22 protein-coding genes and 3 rRNA genes are annotated in these 26,990 nt (G+C 65.0%); 23 read left to right on the top strand and 2 right to left on the bottom strand.

Annotated elements, in window-relative coordinates; genetic code table 11:
* Positions 1–5: 5 nt before the first annotated feature.
* From RBB84_RS04110 to prfA, 6 genes are all read left to right on the top strand, one after another.
* The gene (locus RBB84_RS04110) at positions 6–1,292 is read left to right on the top strand and encodes a homoserine dehydrogenase (RefSeq protein WP_006552579.1); all 1,287 of its coding nucleotides are present in this window, start codon (positions 6–8) and stop codon (positions 1,290–1,292) included.
* The gene (thrC, locus tag RBB84_RS04115; protein WP_064256598.1) at positions 1,289–2,380 is read left to right on the top strand and encodes a threonine synthase; all 1,092 of its coding nucleotides are present in this window, start codon (positions 1,289–1,291) and stop codon (positions 2,378–2,380) included. The genes RBB84_RS04110 and thrC overlap by 4 nt, the downstream gene beginning before the upstream one ends.
* A 37-nt stretch (positions 2,381–2,417) precedes the next feature.
* A complete protein-coding gene (thrB, locus tag RBB84_RS04120) occupies positions 2,418–3,347 on the top strand; it encodes a homoserine kinase (RefSeq protein WP_064256597.1) in 930 nt (309 codons plus the stop codon).
* A 490-nt stretch (positions 3,348–3,837) separates the two neighbouring features.
* Complete coding sequence (gene rho / locus RBB84_RS04125) at positions 3,838–5,856, top strand: transcription termination factor Rho (protein WP_064256596.1); 2,019 nt, start codon at positions 3,838–3,840, stop codon at positions 5,854–5,856.
* Between the two features lie 122 nt (positions 5,857–5,978).
* The gene (gene rpmE / locus RBB84_RS04130; RefSeq protein ID WP_006552583.1) at positions 5,979–6,212 is read left to right on the top strand and encodes a 50S ribosomal protein L31; all 234 of its coding nucleotides are present in this window, start codon (positions 5,979–5,981) and stop codon (positions 6,210–6,212) included.
* 87 nt (positions 6,213–6,299) lie between these two features.
* Positions 6,300–7,379 carry a peptide chain release factor 1 gene (prfA, locus tag RBB84_RS04135; protein WP_024103702.1) on the top strand — a complete coding sequence of 360 codons (1,080 nt, stop codon included), beginning with the start codon at positions 6,300–6,302 and terminating at the stop codon, positions 7,377–7,379.
* Between the two features lie 27 nt (positions 7,380–7,406).
* On the opposite strand, the gene RBB84_RS04140 is transcribed toward prfA, so the two are convergent.
* Positions 7,407–7,880, bottom strand: coding sequence for a hypothetical protein (locus RBB84_RS04140; RefSeq protein WP_064256595.1), 474 nt, complete (start codon positions 7,878–7,880; stop codon positions 7,407–7,409).
* Between the two features lie 184 nt (positions 7,881–8,064).
* Between RBB84_RS04140 and prmC the strand changes: the two genes are divergently transcribed.
* From prmC to RBB84_RS04205, 13 genes are all read left to right on the top strand, one after another.
* Positions 8,065–8,988, top strand: coding sequence for a peptide chain release factor N(5)-glutamine methyltransferase (prmC, locus tag RBB84_RS04145; RefSeq protein WP_006552586.1), 924 nt, complete (start codon positions 8,065–8,067; stop codon positions 8,986–8,988).
* Between the two features lie 51 nt (positions 8,989–9,039).
* Complete coding sequence (locus RBB84_RS04150) at positions 9,040–9,702, top strand: L-threonylcarbamoyladenylate synthase (RefSeq protein WP_024103704.1); 663 nt, start codon at positions 9,040–9,042, stop codon at positions 9,700–9,702.
* Between the two features lie 19 nt (positions 9,703–9,721).
* On the top strand, positions 9,722–10,927 hold the full coding sequence (locus RBB84_RS04155) for an MraY family glycosyltransferase (protein ID WP_006552588.1): 1,206 nt from the start codon (positions 9,722–9,724) through the stop codon (positions 10,925–10,927).
* 11 nt (positions 10,928–10,938) lie between these two features.
* Positions 10,939–11,418, top strand: a complete 480-nt coding sequence (locus RBB84_RS04160) for a hypothetical protein (protein ID WP_006552589.1) — start codon at positions 10,939–10,941, stop codon at positions 11,416–11,418.
* Between the two features lie 409 nt (positions 11,419–11,827).
* Positions 11,828–12,526, top strand: a complete 699-nt coding sequence (gene atpB, locus RBB84_RS04165; RefSeq protein ID WP_006552590.1) for a F0F1 ATP synthase subunit A — start codon at positions 11,828–11,830, stop codon at positions 12,524–12,526.
* 90 nt (positions 12,527–12,616) lie between these two features.
* Positions 12,617–12,865, top strand: a complete 249-nt coding sequence (locus tag RBB84_RS04170; RefSeq protein ID WP_006552591.1) for an ATP synthase F0 subunit C — start codon at positions 12,617–12,619, stop codon at positions 12,863–12,865.
* Positions 12,866–12,878: 13 nt separating this feature from the next.
* Positions 12,879–13,442 (top strand): F0F1 ATP synthase subunit B, encoded by a 564-nt coding sequence (locus tag RBB84_RS04175; protein ID WP_006552592.1) that lies wholly within the window; start codon positions 12,879–12,881, stop codon positions 13,440–13,442.
* A 5-nt stretch (positions 13,443–13,447) separates the two neighbouring features.
* Positions 13,448–14,263, top strand: coding sequence for a F0F1 ATP synthase subunit delta (locus RBB84_RS04180; protein ID WP_024103705.1), 816 nt, complete (start codon positions 13,448–13,450; stop codon positions 14,261–14,263).
* 60 nt (positions 14,264–14,323) lie between these two features.
* On the top strand, positions 14,324–15,967 hold the full coding sequence (gene atpA, locus RBB84_RS04185) for a F0F1 ATP synthase subunit alpha (RefSeq protein ID WP_006552594.1): 1,644 nt from the start codon (positions 14,324–14,326) through the stop codon (positions 15,965–15,967).
* A gap of 48 nt (positions 15,968–16,015) precedes the next feature.
* Positions 16,016–16,999, top strand: a complete 984-nt coding sequence (locus RBB84_RS04190; protein ID WP_064256594.1) for a F0F1 ATP synthase subunit gamma — start codon at positions 16,016–16,018, stop codon at positions 16,997–16,999.
* A 6-nt stretch (positions 17,000–17,005) separates the two neighbouring features.
* The gene (atpD, locus tag RBB84_RS04195; RefSeq protein ID WP_016692470.1) at positions 17,006–18,454 is read left to right on the top strand and encodes a F0F1 ATP synthase subunit beta; all 1,449 of its coding nucleotides are present in this window, start codon (positions 17,006–17,008) and stop codon (positions 18,452–18,454) included.
* A gap of 6 nt (positions 18,455–18,460) precedes the next feature.
* Complete coding sequence (locus RBB84_RS04200) at positions 18,461–18,829, top strand: F0F1 ATP synthase subunit epsilon (protein ID WP_006552597.1); 369 nt, start codon at positions 18,461–18,463, stop codon at positions 18,827–18,829.
* Between the two features lie 39 nt (positions 18,830–18,868).
* Positions 18,869–19,303 carry a DUF2550 domain-containing protein gene (locus RBB84_RS04205; protein WP_350247207.1) on the top strand — a complete coding sequence of 145 codons (435 nt, stop codon included), beginning with the start codon at positions 18,869–18,871 and terminating at the stop codon, positions 19,301–19,303.
* 10 nt (positions 19,304–19,313) lie between these two features.
* Here RBB84_RS04205 and RBB84_RS04210 read toward each other — a convergent pair whose 3' ends face one another.
* Entirely contained in the window at positions 19,314–19,886 is a 573-nt protein-coding gene (locus tag RBB84_RS04210) for a cob(I)yrinic acid a,c-diamide adenosyltransferase (protein WP_064062109.1), read from the bottom strand.
* A gap of 58 nt (positions 19,887–19,944) precedes the next feature.
* Here RBB84_RS04210 and murA point away from each other — a divergent pair, with 58 nt between their 5' ends.
* The 4 genes from murA (at position 19,945) to rrf (ending at position 26,970) form a co-directional block, all read left to right on the top strand.
* Positions 19,945–21,225 (top strand): UDP-N-acetylglucosamine 1-carboxyvinyltransferase, encoded by a 1,281-nt coding sequence (gene murA, locus RBB84_RS04215; RefSeq protein WP_019288974.1) that lies wholly within the window; start codon positions 19,945–19,947, stop codon positions 21,223–21,225.
* A 559-nt stretch (positions 21,226–21,784) separates the two neighbouring features.
* Positions 21,785–23,306: ribosomal RNA gene (locus RBB84_RS04220) — 16S ribosomal RNA — on the top strand.
* A gap of 302 nt (positions 23,307–23,608) precedes the next feature.
* Positions 23,609–26,744 (top strand): 23S ribosomal RNA (locus RBB84_RS04225).
* 109 nt (positions 26,745–26,853) lie between these two features.
* Positions 26,854–26,970, top strand: a 5S ribosomal RNA gene (gene rrf, locus RBB84_RS04230).
* Together the 16S, 23S and 5S rRNA genes form the textbook arrangement of a ribosomal RNA operon.
* The last annotated feature ends 20 nt before the right edge of the window (positions 26,971–26,990 follow it).

The following is a 26,990-nucleotide window of genomic DNA, read 5'->3' on the forward strand; positions in this document are numbered from 1 at the left end:
GTCCGGTGGGTGTGGCGGTTCTCGGACATGGCACCGTCGGTGCCGAGGTCGCGCGGATCATCCGCGAGGACGCCGCGGATCTCGAGGCGCGCATCGGTGCCCCCCTCGAGCTGAGGGGCGTCGCCGTGCGCGACGCCGCCCGCGACCGGGGTCTTCCCGCGGAACTGGTCACGACGAACGCCGAGGCGCTGATCCGCCGCGACGACGTCGACATCGTCGTCGAGCTCATCGGTGGCATCGAACTGCCCCGCAAGCTCGTGCGCACGGCGCTCGACGCCGGCAAGTCCGTCGTCACCGCCAACAAGGCACTGCTCGCCGCCTACACCGGCGAACTGGCCGAGGTGGCCGAGGCCCGCAACGTCGACCTGTACTTCGAGGCGTCCGTGGCCGGCGCGATCCCGGTGATCCGCCCGCTTACCCAGTCGCTCGCGGGCGACAAGGTCAACCGGGTCGTCGGCATCGTCAACGGCACCACGAACTACATCCTCTCGGCCATGGACGAGACGGGCGCCGACTACGGCGAGACGCTCGCCGAGGCGGGCCGCCTCGGATACGCCGAGGCCGATCCCACCGCCGACGTCGAAGGCTTCGACGCCGCCTCGAAGGCGGCGATCCTCGCGTCGATCGCCTTCCACACCCGCGTGACGGCCGCCGACGTCTACCGCGAGGGCATCTCCTCGATCACCGCCGCCGACCTCACCTCGGCGCGCGCGCTCAACTGCACGATCAAGCTGCTCGCGCTGTGCGAGCGCGTCCCGTCCGTCGACGGCAAGGACCGCGTGTCCGCCCGGGTCTACCCGGCCCTCGTGCCCCGCGAGCACCCGCTGGCCTCGGTCAACGGTGCGTTCAACGCCGTCGTCGTCGAAGCGGAGTCCTCGGGTCGGCTCATGTTCTACGGCCAGGGTGCCGGTGGCGCCCCCACCGCCTCCGCCGTGATGGGCGACCTCGTGATGGCCGCCCGCAATCGGGTGCAGGGCGGTCGTGGTCCGCGTGAATCGAAGTACGCGCAGCTGGAAATCGCGCCCATGAGTGACATCCTCACCCGCTACTACGTCAATCTGAAGGTCGCCGACCGCGCCGGCGTGCTCTCCGCGGTCGCCGCCGAGTTCGCCACGCGGGGCGTGAGCATCGCAGCGGTCCGCCAGGAAGGCGCGGGCGACGCTGCCCGTCTGGTGGTACTCACCCATCAAGCCACCGACCGTGCGCTGGCGGATACCGTCGCAGCGCTCGACAAACTCGAATCCGTGATCGCTGTGACCAGCGTCCTGAGACTGGAGGGATCCGCCGAATGAGCGCGGCCGAGAAGAACACCACCCCCGTACACACGCCGTGGCCGGGCCTGATCGAGGCGTACCGTTCGCGCCTGCCGATCGGTGACGACTGGAAGACGGTCACGCTGCGCGAGGGTGGCACGCCGCTGCTCCCGGCTCCGCGCCTGTCGGAGATCACCGGCTGCGAGGTGCATGTCAAGGTCGAGGGTCTCAACCCCACCGGCTCGTTCAAGGACCGCGGTATGACCATGGCGGTCACCGAGGCCCTCGCGACCGGCAAGCAGGCGGTGCTGTGCGCGTCCACCGGCAACACCTCGGCCTCGGCCGCCGCCTACGCCGCGCGCGCCGGCATCGGCTGCGCGGTTCTCGTCCCGCAGGGCAAGATCGCGATGGGCAAGCTCGCCCAGGCCGTCATGCACGGCGCGAAGATCGTGCAGGTCGAGGGTAACTTCGACGACTGTCTGGAACTGGCACGCAAGACCACCGCGGAGTTCTCCACCATCGGTCTGGTCAACTCCGTGAACCCGGTGCGTATCGAGGGCCAGAAGACTGCCGCCTTCGAGATCGTCGACGGGCTCGGCGACGCCCCCGACGTGCATGTGCTGCCCGTCGGCAATGCCGGCAACATCACCGCCTACTGGAAGGGCTACAGCGAGTACGCCGCCGACGGCCTCAGCACGCGCCGCCCGCGCATGCTCGGCGTCCAGGCCGCTGGTGCCGCGCCGCTCGTCCTCGGCCATCCGGTGAAGGATCCCGAGACCATCGCGACCGCCATCCGCATCGGCGCTCCCGCATCGTGGAACGGCGCGGTCGCCGCCAAGGAGGAGTCGAACGGCGCATTCCGTGCGGCGACCGACGAGGAGATCCTCGAGGCGTACCGGCTGCTCGCGAAGTCCGAGTCGATCTTCGTCGAGCCGGCCTCGGCCGCCTCCATCGCAGGTCTGCTCGCCGCGAGCAAGGAAGGCTGGCTCGAGCGCGGCCTGAAGATCGTGTGCACCGTGACCGGCAACGGTCTCAAGGACCCCGATACGGCCCTGCGCGACGTGCCCGTGGTCGAGCCCATCCCGGTCGACCCGGTCGCGGTCGCCTCCGCGCTCGAGTTGGCCTGAGTTGACCGCCACGCCTTCCTCCGTTGGGAATCAGGACATGACGCAGACGTTGCCCGTGGGGCTTTCGGTGACGGCACGGGTTCCCGCTTCGAGCGCGAATCTCGGTCCCGGCTTCGATTGTCTGGGTCTCGCCCTCGGTCTGTACGACGAGATCACCGTCACGACAACGGCTTCCGGGCTCGACGTGAAGGTGGAGGGGGAAGGCGCCCAGGAGGTTCCGTGGGGACCCTCCCATCTCGTGGTCCGTGCCGTCGAGCGGGGACTCGAGGCCGCCGGTGTGTGGGCGGACGGACTGGACGTCGTGTGCCACAACGTCATCCCGCACTCGCGTGGCCTGGGATCGTCCGCCTCGGCGGCGGTGGGAGGGCTGGCAGCGGCCAACGGGCTCGTCCGCAAGATCGCTCCCGAGCGCGTCCTCGACGACGAGCAGCTCGTGCAGCTCGCCTCCGAGTTCGAGGGCCATCCCGATAACGCCTCCGCGAGCGTCCTCGGTGGGGCAGTGGTGTCGTGGACCGAGGTCGAAGTCGACTCCGAACAGCGGACCTACCGCGCGGTGAGCCTGCGTGTGCACCCGGACATCAAGGCGTACGCCTTCGTCCCGTCGGTCCGTTCGTCGACGGCCCACACCCGGGGCCTGCTGCCCGAACTCGTCCCACATCGGGACGCGGCGTTCAACGTCAGCCGAGCGGCTCTCGCGGTCGTCGCGCTCACCGAGCGGCCCGAGCTGCTGATGCCGGCAACGCAGGATCTGCTCCACCAGGCCCAGCGGGCACCCGCACTCCCGCTCACCACCAAATGGGTGGCCGCACTGCGCGAGGCGGGCATCCCCGCCGTCGTCTCGGGTGCCGGGCCGACCGTGCTCGCGCTCACGACCTCCGCGCTGCCCGACGAACTGCGGGCCGCCGCCGAGGCCGACGAACTGGCGGTGCTCGAACTCGAGATCGCCGAGGGCGTCCAGGTCGACTGAGTAGACGCGCAGTGCTGGGGGACCGACGGATGGTGCCGGATGGAGGTCGACGGGTGGTGCAACACACACGTCCCATCCGGCACGGCGATTCTTGCTCTACGTACAGATCGTCGCTATTCTGTGGGGTGTCCGCACGTCGTGCGTATCAGTCGCCGGATTCTCCAGGGTAATCACTCCAGCTCCATCGGGGCGTCGAGCCTGGATCGATCCTCACCTGCTCCCGGATCCGGGAGGGGGACAGACCGCACCTACCGGATTTCGGTGTGGTGGCGGACGTGCCGACCGTTCGTTTTCCCTGAACTCGTACGGCAAATCCCAGCTCAGTGGACGAACTGATCTGCGGGACGAACCCTCTGCTGCGCATGAGCGAGCGAGGGAAGGAAGGATCTCCGTGACAGATACGGACCTGATCACTACACCTGCTCTCGACATTCCCGAGGCCGGTAGCCGGACGACCACGCGCGGTCGCCGCGGAGCAGGCCTTTCGGGCATGGTGCTTGCCGAGTTGCGGACTCTTGCCGCCGAGCTCGGAATCAAGGGCACCTCCGGGATGCGCAAGGGTGATCTCATCGCTGCGATCAAGGAGAAGCAGGGAGGCGGCGCCGCCGCACCTGCCGAGCAGCCTGCAGCCGAGAAGACCGCTGCCCCCGAGAAGACCGACGCGGCAGCGAAGACCGACGCGGCAGCGAAGACCGACGCGGCAGCGAAGACCGACGCGGCAGCGAAGACCGAGACGGCGGGGAAGCCCGAGACTGCCGACAAGCCCGAGGGAGCACCCTCGCGTGGCACCCGCGGTCGCCGTGGCCGTGCCGCCACCGACGAGACCGCCGCGCCCGAGCAGAAGGCCGACGCCGCACCGGCCGAGCAGAAGGCCGACGCCGAACAGGCCGAGCAGAAGGCCGACGTGAAGCACGGTGAAGAAGGCTCGCAGGAGAAGCTGCAGGGCGGCCAGACCCCCAGTGGCGACAACGAATCCGACGGTAACCGCCGCGGCCGTGGCCGTCGCGGACGCCGCGGTGGCGACAACGCCGACCAGAACCAGCAGACCGAGGGTGCCGACGCGTCCGAGGACGGTCGCCAGGATCGCGACTCGCACCGCGAGCGTGGCCAGGACCGTAACTCCGGCGACGGCTCCTCGCGCCGCGACCGTAACCAGGGCGACCGTAACCAGGGCGACCGCAACCAGGACGCCGGCGATCGCGACGGCGGTAACCAGGGTCCGCGCCAGGGCCAGGACAACCGTGGGGGAGACGACGAGGAAGGTGGCCGCGGTCGCCGGGGTCGTCGCTTCCGTGAGCGTCGTCGTGGACGCGACCGCGGCGAGAGCGGTTCGGACTCGCGCGAGCCCGAGATCCGCGAGGACGACGTCCTGCAGCCGGTCGCCGGCATCCTCGACGTCCTCGACAACTACGCGTTCGTCCGCACTTCCGGCTACCTCGCCGGCCCGAACGACGTGTACGTGTCGATGAACATGGTGCGCAAGAACGGCCTGCGCCGCGGCGACGCCATCACCGGCGCCGTGCGGGTCCCCCGTGAGGGCGAGCAAGGCAACCAGCGTCAGAAGTTCAACCCGCTGGTTCGTCTCGACACCGTCAACGGGCGCGAGGTCGACTCGGCCAAGCGCCGCCCCGAGTTCAACAAGCTCACGCCGCTGTACCCCAACCAGCGACTGCGCCTCGAGACCCAGCCGAACATCCTCACCACGCGCGTGATCGACCTGGTCATGCCGATCGGTAAGGGTCAACGTGCACTCATCGTGTCGCCGCCGAAGGCCGGTAAGACCACCGTCCTCCAGGACATCGCGAACGCGATCGCCGTCAACAACCCCGAGTGCTACCTGATGGTCGTGCTCGTCGACGAGCGTCCCGAAGAGGTCACCGACATGCAGCGTTCGGTGAAGGGTGAGGTCATCGCCTCGACCTTCGACCGGCCGCCGTCGGATCACACCTCGGTCGCCGAGCTCGCCATCGAGCGTGCGAAGCGTCTCGTGGAGATGGGCCAGGACGTCGTGGTGCTCCTCGACTCCATCACCCGTCTCGGCCGCGCGTACAACAACTCGTCGCCGGCATCCGGACGCATCCTCTCCGGTGGTGTCGACTCGACCGCGCTGTACCCGCCGAAGCGTTTCCTCGGTGCCGCCCGCAACATCGAGAACGGCGGATCGCTCACGATCATCGCCACCGCGATGGTCGAGACCGGTTCCACCGGCGACACAGTGATCTTCGAGGAGTTCAAGGGCACGGGTAACGCCGAGCTCAAGCTCGACCGGAAGATCGCCGAGCGGCGCGTGTTCCCGGCGGTCGACGTCAACCCGTCCGGTACCCGCAAGGACGAGCTGCTCATGAGCCCCGACGAGTTCGCCGTGGTGCACAAGCTCCGCCGCGTGCTTTCGGGCCTCGATTCGCACCAGGCGATCGATCTGCTCATCGACCGGCTCAAGAAGTCCAAGACGAACATCGAGTTCCTCATGAATGTGGCGAAGACCGCACCGGGGGCACTCGACGACTGACGTCGGCGCCCCGGGGAATTTCCTCCCGGGGCCCTACGTTTGGCATAATCGGCAGGCTCAGTCCGGCTCCGGTTCACGTCTTCGACCCGCGAAGGCGACCCGGCGGCCATGAAAGGGACACCATGAAGGCAGGAATCCACCCCAACTACGTGACGACGACCGTCGTCTGCGGTTGCGGTAACACGTTCGAGACGCGCAGCACCAAGGAGTCGGGACGTATCAACGTCGAAGTCTGCTCCAACTGCCACCCGTTCTACACCGGCAAGCAGAAGATCCTCGATACCGGTGGACGCGTCGCGCGTTTCGAGGCTCGCTACGGCAAGCGTGCGCCGAAGAAGGCCGCTTCCGACAGCTAGCTGTCACGCCGACGCCCGGTACTGCCCTCGTGCAGGCCGGGCGTCGGCTTTTTCATTGCAAGACCGAAATCAGAGCGGAGCACACTCATGGCGGGGCAGACCAAGCCGTCGGCCATCGACGACATCCTGGCCGAATACGCGGGTCTGGAGCAGCAGCTGTCCGACCCGTCGCTGCACGACGATCCTGCGGCAGCGCGTCGGGTGGGCAAGCGGTTCGCCGAACTCGCCCCCGTGATGTCGACCTACAACGCTCTGAAGCAGGCCCGCGAGGACCTCGAGGCGGCGCGCGAACTCGCCGCCGACGACGCGACTTTCGCATCCGAGGTCGACGACCTCGAGGCGCAGGTCGCCGAGCTCGACCGCTCGCTCACCGACCTGCTCGCCCCGCGCGACCCGCACGACAGCGACGACGTGGTCCTCGAGGTCAAGTCCGGTGAGGGCGGCGAGGAATCCGCCCTGTTCGCCGGCGATCTCACCCGGATGTACACGCGCTACGCCGAACGTGCCGGTTGGCGCGTCGAGGTCCTCGGTGCCACCTACTCCGATCTCGGCGGCTACAAGGACGTCACGCTGTCGATCAAGTCGCGGACCGATGTGCGCGACGGCGTGTGGTCCCGCCTGAAGTTCGAGGGTGGCGTGCACCGCGTCCAGCGTGTGCCCGTCACCGAGTCGCAGGGACGCGTGCACACCTCCGCGGCCGGCGTCTTCGTCTACCCCGAGCCCGACGAGGTCGAGCAGGTGCAGATCGACGAGAGCGACCTGCGCATCGACGTCTACCGGTCGTCCGGCAAGGGTGGTCAGGGTGTCAACACCACCGACTCTGCCGTGCGCATCACGCACCTTCCCACCGGCATCGTGGTGACCTGCCAGAACGAACGCTCGCAGCTGCAGAACAAGGCCCGCGCGATGCAGGTCCTCGCGGCGCGCCTGCAGGCAGCGGCCGAAGAAGCTGCCGAGGCCGAGGCGTCAGCGGGTCGCGCCAGCCAGGTCCGGACCGTCGACCGGTCGGAGCGCATCCGCACCTACAACTTCCCGGAGAACCGGATCACCGATCACCGCATCGGCTTCAAGTCCCACAACCTCGACGCGGTGCTCGACGGCGAACTCGACGCACTGCTCGACGCCCTGGGCGCCGCAGACAGAGAGGCCCGGCTCGCGGCGGAGTAACCGCGAACCGGGCTCGTCGCCAGGGGATCAGGCAGGAGTGTCGGCGCCCTGACCGGCCTCGCCGTCCTCTACCGCCGCCGGTGGAACGTTCGTGAGATCGACGCCCGGCAGCAGGAAGCAGCCCTCGCCGCCGGCGTTCTGATGGGCGCCCCAGACTGCGCTGACGACGAGTCCGTCACCGGTCTGGAGAGCGACGGCAGGTTCCTCCTCGTCGATTGCGTCCGGAAGGACACCACCGCCCAGCTGGAGCGTCCTCAGGTTCACCCAGCTGATCTGGCCTCCTCCGCTGCCCTCCTGCTCGATCTCGTACTCGATCTGGCCGGGCTCCGCGTCCTCCTCGGCGAGAGCGGTCTCCGTGTCGACCACGCCGATACCCGCCGGGCATCCGATGGGGATCGGCTGGAAGTCGATGGGCTCGGCACTCGCGAGAGCAGGGGCCGCGAAGGCGGTCGCACCCGCAGCGGCAAGGACGGTGATTCCACGCACAGTCCGCGTCTTCATGGAGCAATCCCTTTCTGTCGATGAAACCGACCGGAAGGTATCGGTCCTCGTTCGGGTGCCCATCCCGCCGTGCCGTCAATCACGTTGTCGGAAACACCCTCGATGTCCGGTCCGGGTGTTCTGCGTGCAATGCGAGGGCTACCTCGGCGTAGTGCAGGTACGAGGTCGTGGCACGCTGTAAGGCGTGAGCCGTCAACCTCTGCGCCTGGCCATCATCGAAGCGGCATCGGTCCTCGAGGAAGCCGGAGTCCCGAGTCCCCGGGTCGACGCCGAACTTCTCGCAGCGCACCTGCTCGGCATCGAGCGCGGGCGACTCGGTCTGGTCCCGCTCGTCGAGGCGACGACCATCGACGCCTACCGCTCGATGGTCGAACAGCGGGCGAAGCGGATTCCTCTGCAGTACATCACCGGCACCTCGCCGATGGGGGAGATCGACCTGGCAGTGGGGCCGGGGGTGTTCGTCCCGCGACCCGAGACGGAACTGCTGCTCGGCTGGGCGCTGGCCTTCCTCGAACGCCACGGCAGCCGCAACCCGGTCGTCCTCGACCTGTGCACCGGATCCGGCGCGCTGGCGCTGGCGATCGCGCATGCGCGTCCCGACGCCGAGGTCCACGCCGTCGAACTCGAAGCGAAGGCTCTCGCCTGGGCGCGTCGGAACGCCGAGACCCGCGCGGAGGAAGGGGACACCCCGATCCGGCTGTACCAGGGCGATGTCACCGACCGCATGCTGCTCACCAACCTCGAAGGCAGTGTCGACCTGGTGGTCGCCAACCCGCCCTACATCCCGGAAGGAGCCGACCTCGAACCCGAGGTGGTCGAACACGATCCGCACTCGGCGCTCTTCGGGGGAGCGGACGGACTGTCCGTCATCCGGCCCATGGTTTCCAACATTGCGCGGTGGCTGCGGATCGGGGGAGCGGCAGCGGTCGAGCACGACGACACGCACAGCCTGCTGGTCGCCGAACTGTTCGAGCAGCGTCGGGTGTTCGGCGACGTCGTGCGGCACCCCGACCTCGCCGGGAAGGCCCGCTTCGTGACCGCGCACCGTGTTCCCACGGCAGTGGAGGCCGACCGCATGAAGTCGGTACGGTCTGCGGCGGACGGCTGACGGGCAGGACCCGTCCGGTGCCGATTGCGGCCGAAGTGGAAGGATGAGCGCGTGAGCACCGTGTACGACTGCAACAACGAAGCTTCGCGCGCCGCCGGACTCAACGCGGCGCGCGGCGCACTCAAGGCCGGACGACTCGTCGTCGTACCCACCGACACGGTGTACGGCATCGCTGCCGACGCCTTCGACTCCGACGCCGTAACGGCGCTCCTGCGCGCGAAGGGGCGCGGCCGCGACATGCCGGTGCCGGTCCTCGTCGGCTCCTGGACGACCATCGACGGTCTCGTCGCCTCGGTGCGTCCCGAGGCGCGGGAGTTGATCCGCGCGTTCTGGCCGGGCGGACTCAGCCTCGTGGTGCACCAGGCACCGTCCCTGGCCTGGGATCTCGGCGACACCCGCGGCACCGTCATGCTCCGCATGCCGCTGCACCCCGTCATCCTGGAACTGCTGCGCGAGGTCGGTCCGCTCGCGGTCTCCAGCGCCAACGTCTCCGGTCGGCCCCCCGCCACGAACGTCACCGAGGCGCGCGAGCAACTCGGAGCATCGGCGAGTGTCTATCTCGACGGTGGCCCGGCAGAGCACGGGGTCGCATCGACGATCGTCGACCTCACGGGCGACCGCCCGCGCATCCTGCGCGAGGGTGCGGTGACGGCCGAAGCACTCGCGGAGGTGCTCGGTGACGATCCCGAGCGCCTTCGGTCCGGCGGGGAGTAGCGGCGGAGGAACGGAGCACGTGACTGCAGCCGACACCACCGCCGTACTGCTCGCCCAGGCCGGGCGCGGCGCCGGCGTTCCCATCCGGGAGCTTCTCCTCGTCCTGCTCACCGCCGCGGTGGTGACCTTCCTCGCGACCGGTGTGGTGCGGATCCTCGCGCTGAAGTTCGGAGCGGTCGCCGTTCCCCGCGACCGCGACGTGCACGTGACCCCGACCCCGCGGATGGGTGGGGTCGGCATGTACATCGGCCTCGTCGCGGGAATCGTCTTCGCTCAGCAATTGCCTGCCCTGACAAGGGGTTTCGAATTCACCCCGGATATGGGGGCGGCGCTCGCCGCGGCCTCGATCATCGTCGTCGTCGGCATCGTCGACGACCGGTGGGGACTCGACGCGCTCACCAAGTTCGTCGGCCAGGTCACCGCGGCCGGCGTGCTCGTGATCATGGGCGTGAGCTGGATCGTCATCTACGACCCGTTCAGTGCCTCGACACTCGTACTCGACCAGCTCCAGGGCGGTCTCATCACCGTCGCCGTCGCCGCGGTGACGATCAACGCGATGAACTTCGTCGACGGGCTCGACGGACTCGCGGCCGGACTGGGTCTCATCGCCGCACTCGCGATCTGCGCGTTCTCCGTGGGTCTGCTGCTCGATCAGGGCGGCGACGTCTCCGCCTACCCGCCGGCCCTCATGGCCGCGGCCCTCGCCGGCGCCTGCCTCGGCTTCCTGCCGCACAACTTCCAGCCCGCCAAGATCTTCATGGGCGACTCCGGGTCCATGCTCATCGGTCTCATGCTCGCCGCAATCTCCACAAGCGCCTCGGGCCTCATCCCGCTCAGCGCCTACGGTTCGCGCGACCTGCTCGGTCTGCTCTCGCCGCTGATCCTGGTCGGTGCCGTGATGTTCATCCCGATCCTCGACCTGCTCCTCGCGATCGTGCGGCGCACCCGGGCCGGCGTGAGCCCCTTCAGCCCCGACAAGATGCACCTCCACCACCGCCTGCTGCAGATCGGGCACTCGCACCGTCGCGTGGTGCTGCTGCTCTACCTGTGGGTCGGAATCCTGGCCTTCGGGGCTGTCGGTTCCTCGCTGCTCGACCGGCGGGCGGTGGTGTTGATCCTCGCGGGCGGTCTCGTGTTCGCCCTCGTCGTGACCGCTGTGCCGTCGCTGCGGCGGCACGACGAGTCGGGGGAGACGCCGCCGGAGCACTCCCGAGAGGTCGGTTAGGCTCGGATATCGTGACGAACCCGGATCATCCCGAACCCGACCACGGCCTGCCCTCGCTGCCCGATCCGATCGCGCCGATGCGCGCGGCCGTGCGGTACGGCGCCCTCGGTCTTCTCGCGCTCGCCGTCGTGGCGTCGGTGATCTCGGTGCTCGTCGCCGGGATGCCCGGTCTGTGGGGTGCACTCATCGGAGCGGCCGTCGGCGGAGGGTTCATCCTCTTCACCGCACTCGGCGTTCTCCTGACGTCGAAGATGCCGGCGATGACCGCCGGAGCCGTACTTCTCGGCACCTGGCTGCTGAAGCTGATCCTCGCCATCGTCGTGATGGGCTCGCTCGACTCGCTCGACTTCTACAACCGCAACGCGCTCGTCCTCACCATCGTGTTCGCCCTGGTCATCGTTCTGGGAGCCGAGACCTACGGGGTGCTCTCGCAACGTGCCCTGTACGTCGATCCCCAGGCGTCGTCCGGATCCGACAACGACGATCGGTAGTAGCACCGCTTGTCCATAACCCCCCACGTAGGAACCCACCTACGCACTGTCGTAGAGCAGTTGGTAGGGTGAGTTCTACGAGAGTGACGCTGCCCGCATCGGGTTCGAAGAGGGTGCGCAGTTGTGACTTCGTAGGCGGTCGTGTTCAAATGGCCGCCGAGTCGACGAGAGTCGCCGACACCGGCAGGAAGCGGGACCGTTCACGCGGTTCGGACCACTGGCGAATACGCGAGCCGACCTGGTCGACTTCTGGATCGTCAATGTCCGATCGAACCGCAGACGGCATGCCTGCGGCCGACTACGGGAGAGAGCGCTGAGCGTCACCACCTTGGCAGCCGGAGAATTCCACGCGCCGTCACTAGCTGATTTTTTCCCACCGGCAGTCCTGTTCGAAGGAACCCCCTTCGAGATGGACCGGTTGATGCTCATCCGCGTCGCCGTCGCCCTGATCGTCGCGCTGTTCTTCTTCTTCGCGTTGCGGAGTCCGAAGATCGTGCCGCGGGGCGTGCAGAACGTCGCCGAGATCATGCTCGACTTCGTCCGGATCCACATCGCCGAGGACATCCTCGGTAAGGAACAGGGACGCCGGTTCCTCCCGGTGATCGTCACCATCTTCTTCCTGGTGGTCGGTCTGAACCTGACATCGGTCATCCCGTTCCTCAACATCTCGTCCAACGCACGAATCGGTATGCCGATCGTGCTCGCGGCACTCGCCTACATCGTCTTCAACTATGTGGGCATCAAGAAGTACGGATTCTTCCGCTACGTCAAGAGCAGCATCGTCATCCCGAACCTGCCGCCCGCTCTCCACGTGCTGGTGATCCCGATCGAGTTCGTCTCGACGTTCATTCTGCGGCCGTTCACGCTGACCATTCGTCTCATGGCCAACATGCTGGCCGGTCACATCATGCTCGTGCTGTTCTTCAGTGCCACGCAGTTCTTCTTCTTCGATTCCGACGGCTTCATGAAGGTGTTCGGCATCGGTTCTCTCATCGGCGGAATCGCGTTCACCTTCTTCGAGCTCCTGGTGATCGTCCTGCAGGCCTACATCTTCGCGCTGCTCACCGCGGTGTACATCGACCTGGCCCTGCACGCCGAAGAGCACTAGCTCGACGAACGGCACGACCCACATCTACACAAAGACTGACTCGGTTGCCGACTCCCGGGGCCGAGCCACAAGAAAGGGAATGGAACACCAATGAGCGTTGCGCTTCAGGCAGCAGACGTCCTCGCCCAGGAGACCACGATCTCGGGTGCAGGCGCCATCGGCTACGGCCTCGCCGCCATCGGCCCCGGCATCGGCATCGGCATCGTCGTCGGCAAGGCGATCGAGGGCATGGCTCGTCAGCCCGAGATGGCTGGCCAGCTGCGCACCACGATGTTCCTCGGTATCGCCTTCACCGAGGCCCTCGCGCTGATCGGCATCGTCGCCGGCTTCATCTTCTGATCCGACGATCACAATGGCTGACAGCATCCTGATCCTCGCGGCAGAGGAAGGGGAGACTCCCAATCCCCTTCTCCCCGCGACATACGACATCGTCTGGTCGCTGGTCGCCCTGATCCTCGTCGGATTCGTCTTCTGGAAGTTCGTGCTTCCGATGTTCCAGAAGGTGCTCGACGAGCGTTCGGAGCTGATCGAAGGCGGCATCAAGAAGGCAGAGGAAGCTCAGGCGGAGGCTGCGGCCGCGCTCGAGCAGTACCGTAGCCAGCTCGCCGAGGCTCGCACCGAGGCGGCGCAGATCCGTGAAGAAGCCCGTGCACAGGGCCAGCAGATCATCGCCGACATGAAGGCGCAGGCCCAAGAGGAGAGCGACCGTATCGTCGCCGCCGGTCACAACCAGCTGCAGGCCCAGCGCCAGCAGATCGTGGCCGAGCTGCGTAGCGATCTCGGACGCAGCTCCGTGGATCTCGCCGAGAAGATCCTCGGCGAAGCGCTCGCGGACGACGTGAAGCGTGCCGGCTCGATCGATCGGTTCCTCGACGAACTCGACTCCCTCAGCGCTGACTCTGCATCCGGAAAGTGAGCACCATGTACGCAGCAAGCCGTGAGGCACTCGCTCATACGCGTTCCGCGTTGCAGTCCGCCCTGGGCTCGGGTGCCGCGACTGCCGCTGCGGCTCAGGCCGGTTCCGAACTCTTCTCGGTGGTCGAGGCGCTCGACAGCCAGCGCGCCCTCCGGACCGCGCTGGCCGACGCCTCGGCCCCGGCTGCCGTTCGCGAGCGGCTGGCCGAGCAGGTCTTCGGCGGCAAGGTTTCGGCCCAGACCCTCGCGACCGTCAAGGCCGCAGCGGGGCAGGACTGGTCGGCACAGTCCGACCTGACCGACTCGCTCGTCCAGCTCGGCCGTGAGGCACTGCTGAAGGCCGCAGCGGACCAGGACCAGCTCGACACCGTCGAGGACGAACTGTTCCGCCTCGGTCGCATCGTGGCAGGCGACCCGGAGCTCGAGCAGACGCTCTCGGATCGCAGCACCCCGGCTTCGGCCAAGCGTGATCTGCTGACGCGCCTGCTGTACGGCAAGGTCACCGCAGTCACCGAGGCGCTGGCGGTCCACGCGGTCGGTCGGCTGAGCAAGTCGCCGGCCGAGACGTTCGACGAGTTGTCGGCGCTCGCCGCGGCCCAGCGGGACCGTGCCGTCGCGCACGTCCGCAGCGCGGCACCGCTCGATGCGAAGCAGGAGGAGCGGCTCACCGCGACCCTGACCCGCATCTACGGGAAGCCTGTGACGGTTCACGTCGAGGTCGATCCCGAGCTTCTCAGTGGATTGGTCGTCCGGGTGGGCGACGAGGTCATCGACGGTAGTGCCGCGGGTCGACTCGCTGCAGTGCGCAAGAGCCTCACGTAGTCCACTACCGAACACACACATAGATCTTTTCGAAGACCAGATACCGAGAGCAGGAAGAACATGGCGGAGCTGACGATCTCCTCCGACGAGATCCGTAGCGCGATTGACAATTACACCGCGAGCTACTCCCCGGAGGCCTCCCGCGAGGAGGTCGGCGTGGTCGTCGACACCAGTGACGGCATCGCGCACATCAGCGGTCTGCCGTCGGCGATGGCCAACGAGCTGCTGGAGTTCCCCGGTGGCGTCCTCGGCGTGGCCCTCAACCTCGAGGCCACCGAGATCGGTGCCGTTATCCTGGGCGACTTCCAGACCATCGAGGAAGGCCAGGAAGTCAAGCGGACCGGCGACGTTCTGTCGGTGCCGGTGAGCGACAACTTCCTCGGTCGCGTCGTGAACCCGCTCGGTCAGCCGATCGACGGCCTCGGCGATATCGAAGCCGATGAGACCCGCGCCCTCGAGCTGCAGGCCGCGACCGTGCTGGAGCGCCAGCCGGTCGAGGAGCCGCTGCAGACCGGCATCAAGGCCATCGACGCGATGACCCCGATCGGCCGTGGCCAGCGTCAGCTCGTGATCGGCGACCGCAAGACGGGCAAGACCGCCGTCTGCATCGACGCGATCCTGAATCAGAAGGCGAACTGGGAGACCGGCGACCCGAAACAGCAGGTCCGCTGCATCTACGTCGCGATCGGCCAGAAGGGCTCGACCATCGCGGGTGTCAAGCAGGCACTCGAGGAGAACGGCGCGATGGAGTACACCACCATCGTCGCGGCTCCGGCCTCCGACTCCGCCGGCTTCAAGTGGCTCGCCCCCTACACCGGTTCGGCCCTCGGCCAGCACTGGATGTACCAGGGCAAGCACGTCCTCATCGTGTTCGACGACCTGACCAAGCAGGCCGAGGCCTACCGCGCCATCTCGCTGCTGCTGCGTCGCCCGCCGGGCCGCGAGGCATACCCCGGCGACGTCTTCTACCTGCACTCGCGTCTGCTGGAGCGCTCCGCCAAGCTCTCCGACGAGCTCGGTGGCGGCTCGCTGACGGCCCTGCCGATCATCGAGACCAAGGCGAACGACGTGTCGGCCTACATCCCGACCAACGTCATCTCCATCACCGACGGCCAGGTCTTCCTCGAGTCCGACCTGTTCAACAAGGGTGTCCGCCCCGCCATCAACGTCGGTATCTCGGTTTCCCGAGTCGGTGGCGCCGCCCAGACCAAGGGCATGAAGAAGGTTTCCGGTTCGCTGCGTCTCGAGCTCGCGCAGTTCCGTGAGCTCGAAGGCTTCGCCGCCTTCGCCTCCGACCTCGACGCCGCGTCGAAGGCTCAGCTCGAGCGCGGTCAGCGTCTCGTCGAGCTCCTCAAGCAGGACCAGTACGCGCCCATCGCAGTCGAGGATCAGATCGTGTCGATCTACCTCGCCGGCGAAGGTGTCTTCGACTCGGTTCCGGTCGAGGACGTGCGTCGCTTCGAGACCGAGCTCCTCGAGGATCTGCACCGCAACGCCGCAGGCGTCTACGAGCAGATCGCCGGTGGCAAGGCCCTGTCCGACGAGTCGATCGAGGCCCTCCGCGCCGCGACCGCCAAGTTCAAGGAGGGCTTCATCGCCTCCGACGGCAGCCGTGTCGTGAACGAGGCAGAGGCCGAGGCCCTCGGTGCCGACGAGATCCAGCAGGAGCAGGTCTCCGTCAAGCGCACCACCGTTCGCAAGTGAGCGGGGAGTCCATGACCCAGCGTCCAGTGAAGGGAGTGTGATCGACGAATGGCGAACTTGCGCGAACTGCGCTCGCGGATCAAGTCGGTCAACTCGACCAAGAAGATCACCAAGGCGCAGGAACTGATCGCGACGTCGCGTATCACGAAGGCCCAGGCCCGAGTGGCAGCGTCCAAGCCGTACGCCGAGGAGATCACCAAGGTGCTCTCCGAGCTGGCGAGTGCGTCGGCCTCGTTGGATCACCCCCTGCTCAACGAGCGCGAGAACCCCAAGCGTGCCGCAGTGCTGGTCGTGACCAGCGACCGCGGTATGGCCGGCGGTTACAACTCCAACGTCCTCAAGGAAGCCGAGGAGCTGCGTCAGCTGCTCCTCAGCGAGGGCAAGGAGCCTGTGCTGTACGTGATGGGCGGTAAGGGCCTCGGCTACTACACGTTCCGTGAGCGTGAAGTGGCCGCTGCCTGGACGGGCTTCTCGCAGGACCCCCGTTACACGGACGTCGCGAAGGCGAGCCGTCACCTGGTCGAGCTGTTCATGGCGGGTTCGGGCACCGAGGTGCCCGCACCGAACGGCGAGGGCACCATCGAGGGCGTCGACGAACTGCACATCGTCTACACCCGCTTCGTGTCGATGCTGACCCAGACCCCCCAGGTTCGCAGAATGGCTCCGCTCGAAGTGAGCATCACCGAGGACGAGATCGACCTCGGCGAGGACATGCTCACCGACGGACGCCGCGCCACGGACAACGAGGGACCGCAGGCCGTGTACAACTTCGAGCCGGAGGCCGGAGTTCTGCTCGAGGCTCTCCTGCCGAAGTACATCAGCACGCGCATCTACGCGTCGCTGCTGGACGCGGCGGCCTCCGAGTCGGCAGCCCGTCGTACCGCCATGAAGGCCGCGACGGACAATGCCACGGAATTGGTGAACACCCTCAGCCGTCAGGCGAACCAGGCCCGGCAGGCCCAGATCACCCAGGAAATCAGCGAGATCGTCGGCGGTGCCGGTGCGCTCGCCTCGAGTGCAGGAAGTGACTGAACCACAATGACCGCAGCAGTAACCGACAACAACGCCGGTGCGGCGTCGGCCCTTGCCGGGCGCGTCGTCCGCGTCATCGGCGCCGTCGTCGACGTGGAATTCCCGCGTGGCGCCGTGCCCGAGCTGTTCAACGCCCTGCACGCAGAGGTCACTCTGCCGTCCGTGGCGAAGACCCTGACCCTCGAAGTCGCGCAGCACCTGGGTGACAACCTGGTCCGCACGATCTCGATGCAGCCCACCGACGGCCTGGTGCGTGGCGCCCCCGTCAGCGACACCGGCAAGCCGATCTCGGTTCCCGTCGGCGACGTCGTCAAGGGCCACGTGTTCAACGCGCTGGGCGACTGCCTCGACGCGCCGGGCACCGGACGCGACGGCGAGCAGTGGGGCATCCACCGCAAGCCCCCGGCCTTCGACCAGCTCGAGGGCAAGACCGAGATCCTCGAGACCGGCATCAAGGTCATCGACCTGCTGACCCCGTACGTGAAGGGCGGCAAGATCGGTCTGTTCGGTGGTGCCGGTGTCGGCAAGACCGTTCTGATCCAGGAGATGATCACCCGTATCGCGCGTGAGTTCTCCGGTACGTCGGTGTTCGCCGGCGTCGGTGAGCGCACCCGTGAGGGCACCGACCTCCACCTCGAGATGGAAGAGATGGGCGTCCTCCAGGACACCGCCCTCGTCTTCGGCCAGATGGACGAGCCGCCGGGCACGCGTATGCGCGTCGCCCTGTCGGCCCTGACGATGGCGGAGTACTTCCGCGACGTCCAGGGACAGGACGTGCTCCTGTTCATCGACAACATCTTCCGCTTCACGCAGGCCGGCTCGGAGGTTTCGACCCTCCTCGGCCGTATGCCGTCGGCCGTGGGTTACCAGCCCACGCTCGCGGACGAGATGGGTGAGCTCCAGGAGCGCATCACCTCGACGCGTGGCCGCTCGATCACCTCGCTGCAGGCGATCTACGTGCCCGCCGACGACTACACCGACCCCGCGCCGGCCACGACGTTCGCTCACCTCGATGCGACCACCGAGCTCTCGCGTCCGATCTCGCAGATGGGTATCTACCCCGCTGTGGACCCGCTGACGTCGACCTCGCGAATCCTCGAGCCGGGCATCGTCGGTGCCGACCACTTCCGGGTGGCCAACGAGGTCAAGCGCATCCTGCAGAAGTACAAGGAACTGCAGGACATCATCGCCATCCTCGGTATGGACGAGCTCTCCGAAGAAGACAAGGTCACGGTCGCCCGTGCCCGTCGTCTCCAGAAGTTCCTCGGCCAGAACTTCATCGTCGCCGAGAAGTTCACGGGTCAGCCGGGTTCGGTCGTGCCGCTCGCCGACACCATCGAGGCCTTCGACCGCGTGTGCAAGGGCGAGTTCGACCACCTGCCCGAGCAGGCGTTCAACAGCTGCGGTGGACTCGACGACGTCGAGGCTGCAGCCAAGAAGATCGCCGGAAAGTAGGCCACCGTGGCTGAGATGAGCGTGGACATCGTTGCCGTTGAGGAGCGTGTGTGGTCCGGATCGGCGACTCTCGTCACCGCCCAGACCACCGAGGGCGAGATCGGCATCATGCCCGGTCACGAGCCCGTGCTCGGCCAGCTCGTCGAGGGTGGCGTCGTGTCCGTCAGGACCGCGGACGGTGAGCGGATCGTCATGGCCGTCCATGGCGGATTCCTCTCGGTGACCGCGACGACGGTGACGGTGCTCGCCGAAGCCGCCGACCGCGTGGAGGACATCGACGTCGAGGCAGCCAAGTCGACTCTGAACGATGCAGATCGTGACGAGTCGGAGATCGCAGCGGCCCGCGGCCGCCTGCGGGCTGTCGAACGAGCCTGATCGTCGAACAACGAGAAGCCGCGACGGAGCCGACGAGCAGTGTCACCTGGATTTCTGATTCTCAGTATCCTTGTGGTGCTGCTCGCGGTCTCCGTCGCGGCTTTGTTGTACCGCCTCTTCGCCCTGCGCGGCGGGGGTACCGCCGCCATTCTGCGAGTGATGCCTCAGAACGAGGGTTCCGGCTGGAGGCACGGAATCGTTCGGTACGGCGACGAGACACTCGCGTTCTACAAGCTTTCGAGCCTTCGGCCCGGACCCGACGTACGACTGACCCGTCAGGGCATCGATGTGCGTTCGCGACGGAAGCCGGAAGGCAGTGAATTCGACATCATGACCGAGGACATCGTGATCCTCGATGTGATCGACCGCGACGACTTGTACGAGATCGCGCTCGACAGCGGCGCTTTGATGGCCTTCATGTCCTGGGTCGAATCCAGGCCCGACGGCCGGTCGCAGCGCCGCCGCCCCCTCTAGAGGGACTTCTTCACGCGCCCGCTCCCGGCTTCCACAGCACGTCGCCGTCCGGGTTCGCGATCCGGCCCAGGATGAACAGCAGATCCGAGAGCCGGTTCAGGTACTTCGCGGGCAGGACGTTCGTGTCGTCCGGAGCCGCGTCCACCGCCGCCCACGCCGACCGTTCCGCACGTCGTGCCACCGTCCTGGCGGTGTGCAACAGAGCCGCCCCCGGCGTGCCGCCGGGAAGAATGAACGAGTTGAGCGGTTCCAGCTCCTCGTTGAATTCGTCGCACCAGCCCTCGAGCCGGTCGATGTACTGCTGGGTGATCCGCAGCGGCGGGTACTTCGGGTTCTCGACCACGGGCGTCGACAGATCCGCGCCGGCATCGAAGAGATCGTTCTGAATCTGTCGGAGTACCGGGATGAGCCGTTCCGGGAGCGCTCCCAGTGCGAGGGCCACACCGATCGCCGCGTTGGTCTCGTCGCAATCGGCGTAGGCGACCAGACGAGGATCGTTCTTCGAGACGCGCGAGAAGTCGCTGAGCCCCGTTGTTCCGTCGTCTCCGGTGCGCGTATAGATCCGTGTCAGGTGGACTGCCATGCGCGTCACGGTACCGGCTCTGCTCTTCCCGCGGACACGCCCGTTACGCTGTGTCGTTGTGAGTGAACGCTTTCTTGTCACAGGTGGGAACCGCCTTTCCGGCGACGTCGTCGTCGGGGGTGCCAAGAACAGCGTCCTCAAGTTGATGGCTGCGGCGCTGCTCGCCGAGGGCACCACCACGATCACCAACTGCCCCGACATCCTCGACGTGCCCCTGATGGCCGACGTCCTGCGTGGACTCGGCTGCGAGGTCGAACTCGAAGGCGACGCCGTACGCATCACGACGCCTGCCGAACCCGAGTACCGCGCAGACTTCGCGGCAGTGCGGCAGTTCCGGGCGTCGGTCTGTGTACTCGGCCCGCTGGTTGCACGCTGCCGCAAGGCGATCGTGGCGCTGCCCGGCGGCGACGCCATCGGCTCCCGTCCGCTCGACATGCACCAGGCGGGTCTGCGACTCCTCGGCGCCCATTCGTCGATCGAGCACGGATGCGTCGTCGCGGAAGCGGACGATCTGCACGGTGCCACCATCCGTCTGGCGTTCCCTTCGGTGGGAGCGACAGAGAACATCCTCATGGCCGCGGTCCTCGCCAAGGGGGACACGACCATCGACAACGCGGCCCGCGAACCCGAGATCGTCGACCTGTGCAACATGCTCGTCCGCATGGGGGCACGGATCACCGGTGCGGGCAGTACGACGCTGCGGGTCTCGGGAGTCTCGTCCCTCCGTCCCACCGAGCACCGGTGCATCGGCGACCGGATCGTTGCGGCGACGTGGGGGATCGCAGCTGTGATGACGCGGGGCGATATCGCCGTCCGTGGCGTCAATCCGAAGCATCTCGCGTTGGTGCTGGATAAGTTGCGCAGTGCCGGCGCCGAAGTCATGCCGTTGGCAGACGGATTCCACGTCGTGCAGAAGGAGCGGCCCCGTGCCGTCAACTTCGCGACGCTGCCGTATCCGGGATTCCCCACCGACCTGCAGCCCATGGCCATCGGTCTCGCGGCCATCGCCGACGGGACGTCGATGATCACCGAGAACGTCTTCGAAGCACGGTTCCGGTTCGTCGAGGAGATGGTGCGTCTCGGAGCGGACGCCCGCACCGACGGCCACCACGCGGTCGTGCGGGGAGTGGAGCAGTTGTCGAGTGCTCCCGTGTGGGCATCGGACATTCGTGCGGGCGCAGGTCTGGTGCTCGCCGGCCTGTGTGCGGACGGGGTCACGGAAGTGCACGACGTCTACCACATCGACCGTGGTTATCCGCGGTTCGTCGAGATCCTCCAGGAGCTCGGCGGAACCATCGAGCGGGTGGGTGTCGAGGAAGGGCGACTCCTGTCTCACTAGGGAGGAAACCCTGTTCGGGCCCTGTGTCCGGCGTCACCGGAAGCGATTTCGGTCCGGTCGGCGCCTCTCGGAGACATTCACCTGGGCTTTTCTCGAGGACTACCACCTCTGACCAGGCGATTTGGCAGGGAGTTGATCCTCGCGTAACTTATTCCAGGTCAGAGCGACACGGACACCGACCCGGGCCGAGAGGAACGGGACAACGAGGTTGGACGAAGGCGCCTGAACTTGGTTACGAGCCCCCGATTCTTCTGGTAAGGTCGGTGGCCCCGGAGGTCGAAGAGACCTCCTGATGGACAATCACCCCGGAGTGAACGAATCGGAAGGTTCGGGAGCGATGGTGTGTGCGTGTTCTTTGAGAACTCAACAGTGTGCCGATGAATGTCAGTGCCAAATAATATTTGGTGCGACCATCGAATTTGTTCGGTGGTTGTTGCTGGACATCGCATTCTTCCGTCTGCGGTGGTCCAGTGTTTGAGCTAGTTTGAGTTTTTATGCTAGTGATTTGACTCTTTTGTCTTTGACTGATTGCCCCTTTTTTGGGGGTGATTGTGAGTCTTCAACGGAGAGTTTGATCCTGGCTCAGGACGAACGCTGGCGGCGTGCTTAACACATGCAAGTCGAACGATGAAGCCCAGCTTGCTGGGTGGATTAGTGGCGAACGGGTGAGTAACACGTGGGTGATCTGCCCTGCACTCTGGGATAAGCCTGGGAAACTGGGTCTAATACCGGATATGACCTCGGGATGCATGTTCTGGGGTGGAAAGTTTTTCGGTGCAGGATGAGCCCGCGGCCTATCAGCTTGTTGGTGGGGTAATGGCCTACCAAGGCGACGACGGGTAGCCGGCCTGAGAGGGCGACCGGCCACACTGGGACTGAGACACGGCCCAGACTCCTACGGGAGGCAGCAGTGGGGAATATTGCACAATGGGCGCAAGCCTGATGCAGCGACGCCGCGTGAGGGATGACGGCCTTCGGGTTGTAAACCTCTTTCACCCATGACGAAGCGCAAGTGACGGTAGTGGGAGAAGAAGCACCGGCCAACTACGTGCCAGCAGCCGCGGTAATACGTAGGGTGCGAGCGTTGTCCGGAATTACTGGGCGTAAAGAGCTCGTAGGCGGTTTGTCGCGTCGTCTGTGAAATCCCGCAGCTCAACTGCGGGCTTGCAGGCGATACGGGCAGACTCGAGTACTGCAGGGGAGACTGGAATTCCTGGTGTAGCGGTGAAATGCGCAGATATCAGGAGGAACACCGGTGGCGAAGGCGGGTCTCTGGGCAGTAACTGACGCTGAGGAGCGAAAGCGTGGGTAGCGAACAGGATTAGATACCCTGGTAGTCCACGCCGTAAACGGTGGGCGCTAGGTGTGGGTTTCCTTCCACGGGATCCGTGCCGTAGCCAACGCATTAAGCGCCCCGCCTGGGGAGTACGGCCGCAAGGCTAAAACTCAAAGGAATTGACGGGGGCCCGCACAAGCGGCGGAGCATGTGGATTAATTCGATGCAACGCGAAGAACCTTACCTGGGTTTGACATGTACCGGACGACTGCAGAGATGTGGTTTCCCTTGTGGCCGGTAGACAGGTGGTGCATGGCTGTCGTCAGCTCGTGTCGTGAGATGTTGGGTTAAGTCCCGCAACGAGCGCAACCCTTGTCCTGTGTTGCCAGCACGTGATGGTGGGGACTCGCAGGAGACTGCCGGGGTCAACTCGGAGGAAGGTGGGGACGACGTCAAGTCATCATGCCCCTTATGTCCAGGGCTTCACACATGCTACAATGGTCGGTACAGAGGGCTGCGATACCGTGAGGTGGAGCGAATCCCTTAAAGCCGGTCTCAGTTCGGATCGGGGTCTGCAACTCGACCCCGTGAAGTCGGAGTCGCTAGTAATCGCAGATCAGCAACGCTGCGGTGAATACGTTCCCGGGCCTTGTACACACCGCCCGTCACGTCATGAAAGTCGGTAACACCCGAAGCCGGTGGCCTAACCCCTTGTGGGAGGGAGCCGTCGAAGGTGGGATCGGCGATTGGGACGAAGTCGTAACAAGGTAGCCGTACCGGAAGGTGCGGCTGGATCACCTCCTTTCTAAGGAGCAACTCCTCATGCACCCCGAGTAGTCGGGGACGGTAAACGCATGCAGGCAGAGCCATTACGGATTCACAGGTAATCCGGTGGTGCTCATGGGTGGAACGCTGACAAGCATTTTCTTCACTACTGCGGGCCCGAGTGCCGGCAGGAAGAAAGTTATATCGGTGCACTGTTGGGTCCTGAGAGAACACGCAATGTGTTTGATCAGCGACGATGTCGAAGAAAAGTCCACTTCGGTGGGGTGAGTATTCGGTGTTGTGTGTTGTTTGAGAACTGCACAGTGGACGCGAGCATCTTTGTTGTAAGTGTTTATGAGCGTACGGTGGATGCCTTGGCACCAGGAGCCGATGAAGGACGTGGGAGGCTGCGATATGCCTCGGGGAGCTGTCAACCGAGCTGTGATCCGAGGATTTCCGAATGGGGAAACCCAGCACGAGTGATGTCGTGTTACCCGCATCTGAATATATAGGGTGTGTGGAGGGAACGTGGGGAAGTGAAACATCTCAGTACCCACAGGAAGAGAAAACAACATGTGATTCCGTGAGTAGTGGCGAGCGAAAGCGGATGAGGCTAAACCGAGTACATGTGATACCTGGCAGGGGTTGTGTATTCGGGGTTGTGGGGTTCGTTGTGTCGGCGCTGCCATGCCGGCCGACAGTGAGAAATCGTCGTGTTAGTCGAAGTGGTCTGGAACGGCCTGTCGTAGAGGGTGAGAATCCCGTAGACGAAAACACGATGACTGTCGATTCGAATACCCGAGTAGCACCGGGCCCGTGAAATCCGGTGTGAATCTGTCGGGACCACCCGATAAGCCTGAATACTCCCTGGTGACCGATAGCGGACTAGTACCGTGAGGGAAAGGTGAAAAGTACCCCGGGAGGGGAGTGAAATAGTACCTGAAACCGTGCGCTTACAATCCGTCAGAGCCGATGCACGATTCAGTTCGTGGTGGGTGATGGCGTGCCTTTTGAAGAATGAGCCTGCGAGTTAGTGGCATGTCGCGAGGTTAACCCGTGTGGGGTAGTCGTAGCGAAAGCGAGTCCGAATAGGGCGCATGAGTGGCATGTTCTAGACCCGAAGCGGAGTGATCTACCCATGGCCAGGGTGAAGCGATGGTAAGACGTCGTGGAGGCCCGAACCCACTTAGGTTGAAAACTGAGGGGATGAGTTGTGGGTAGGGGTGAAAGGCCAATCAAACTCCGTGATAGCTGGTTCTCCCCGAAATGCATTTAGGTGCAGCGTCGCGTGTTTCTCACCGGAGGTAGAGCTACTGGATGGTCTAGGGGGCCCACAAGCTTACCGAAATCAGCCAAACTCCGAATGCCGGTGAGTGAGAGCGCGGCAGTGAGACTGCGGGGGATAAGCTTCGTAGTCGAGAGGGAAACAGCCCAGATCGCCGGCTAAGGCCCCTAAGCGTGTACTAAGTGGAAAAGGATGTGGGATCGCTGAGACAACCAGGAGGTTGGCTTAGAAGCAGCCACCCTTGAAAGAGTGCGTAATAGCTCACTGGTCAAGTGGTTCTGCGCCGACAATGTAGCGGGGCTCAAGTACACCGCCGAAGCCGCGGCACTCACACAACACCCATTCGTTCCTGCGGGAACGTGTGCAGTGGTGTGGGTGGGTAGGGGAGCGTCGTGCAGCCGTGGAAGCGCCGGAGTGATCCAGGTGTGGAGGCTGTGCGAGTGAGAATGCAGGCATGAGTAGCGAAAGACGAGTGAGAAACTCGTCCGCCGGATGACCAAGGGTTCCTGGGCCAGGTTAATCCGCCCAGGGTGAGTCGGGACCTAAGGCGAGGCCGACAGGCGTAGTCGATGGACAACGGGTTGATATTCCCGTACCCGTGTATCCGCGCCCAATGGCGAATCAGTTGTGCTAACCGTCCAAAAGTTTCCGCTGTTCCTTCGGGAACTGTGGGGATGGCTGCACGGGACCCTGATTGTAGTAGTCAAGCGATGGGGTGACGCAGGAAGGTAGCTGGGCCAGGTGATGGAGTACCTGGTGTAAGCCGGTAGGGCGAATGGTAGGCAAATCCGCCATTCACACAGCCTGAGAGGTGATGCGTACCCGTTGAGGGGAATTCAGTGATCCTATGCTGCCGAGAAAAGCCTCTAGTGAGTTGGTACACGGCCCGTACCCCAAACCGACACAGGTGGTCAGGTAGAGAATACCGAGGCGATCGAGAGAACTGTGGTTAAGGAACTCGGCAAAATGCCCCCGTAACTTCGGGAGAAGGGGGACCACGCCCGGTGACGGCCCTTGCGGTCCGAGCTGGGGGTGGTCGCAGAGACCAGAGAGAAGCGACTGTTTACTAAAAACACAGGTCCGTGCGAAGTCGTAAGACGATGTATACGGACTGACGCCTGCCCGGTGCTGGAAGGTTAAGAGGACCGGTTAGCGGGGTTTACTCCGCGAAGCTGAGAATTTAAGCCCCAGTAAACGGCGGTGGTAACTATAACCATCCTAAGGTAGCGAAATTCCTTGTCGGGTAAGTTCCGACCTGCACGAATGGCGTAACGACTTCTCTGCTGTCTCGACCACAGACTCGGCGAAATTGCATTACGAGTAAAGATGCTCGTTACGCGCGGCAGGACGAAAAGACCCCGGGACCTTCACTATAGCTTGGTATTGGTGTTCGGTTCGGTTTGTGTAGGATAGGTGGGAGACTGTGAAGCTCATACGCCAGTATGGGTGGAGTCGTTGTTGAAATACCACTCTGATCGTATTGGACCTCTAACCTCGGACCATGATCTGGTTCAGGGACAGTGCCTGGTGGGTAGTTTAACTGGGGCGGTTGCCTCCCAAAATGTAACGGAGGCGCCCAAAGGTTCCCTCAGCCTGGTTGGCAATCAGGTGTCGAGTGCAAGTGCACAAGGGAGCTTGACTGTGAGACTGACAGGTCGAGCAGGGACGAAAGTCGGGACTAGTGATCCGGCACCGGCATGTGGAAGCGGTGTCGCTCAACGGATAAAAGGTACCCCGGGGATAACAGGCTGATCTTCCCCAAGAGTCCATATCGACGGGATGGTTTGGCACCTCGATGTCGGCTCGTCGCATCCTGGGGCTGGAGTAGGTCCCAAGGGTTGGGCTGTTCGCCCATTAAAGCGGCACGCGAGCTGGGTTTAGAACGTCGTGAGACAGTTCGGTCTCTATCCGCCGCGCGCGTTAGAAACTTGAGGAAGGCTGTCCCTAGTACGAGAGGACCGGGACGGACGAACCTCTGGTGTGCCAGTTGTCCCGCCAGGGGCATGGCTGGTTGGCTACGTTCGGAAGGGATAACCGCTGAAAGCATCTAAGCGGGAAGCCTGTTCCAAGATGAGGTTTCTCACCCCCTCGAGGGGGTAAGGCCCCCGGCAGACCACCGGGTTGATAGGCCGGAACTGGAAGCCCAGCAATGGGTGGAGGTGACCGGTACTAATAGGCCGAGGACTTACCACGAAGATGTTACGCGTCCACTGTGCGGTATCTGAAACAACACACACAGATCCGAAAATCCTGCAGCAGCAGGTGATTCGAGGAATCTGCGTGGACTATTGTTTCATAGAGTTACGGCGGTCATAGCGACAGGGAAACGCCCGGTCCCATTCCGAACCCGGAAGCTAAGCCTGTCTGCGCCGATGGTACTGCACTCGACAGGGTGTGGGAGAGTAGGACACCGCCGAACACCCGTTCCGAAAGGGGACC

It is taken from the genome of Rhodococcus sp. D-6, from assembly GCF_040256695.1.
GTDB classification, from domain to species: Bacteria; Actinomycetota; Actinomycetes; order Mycobacteriales; family Mycobacteriaceae; genus Rhodococcus; species Rhodococcus pyridinivorans.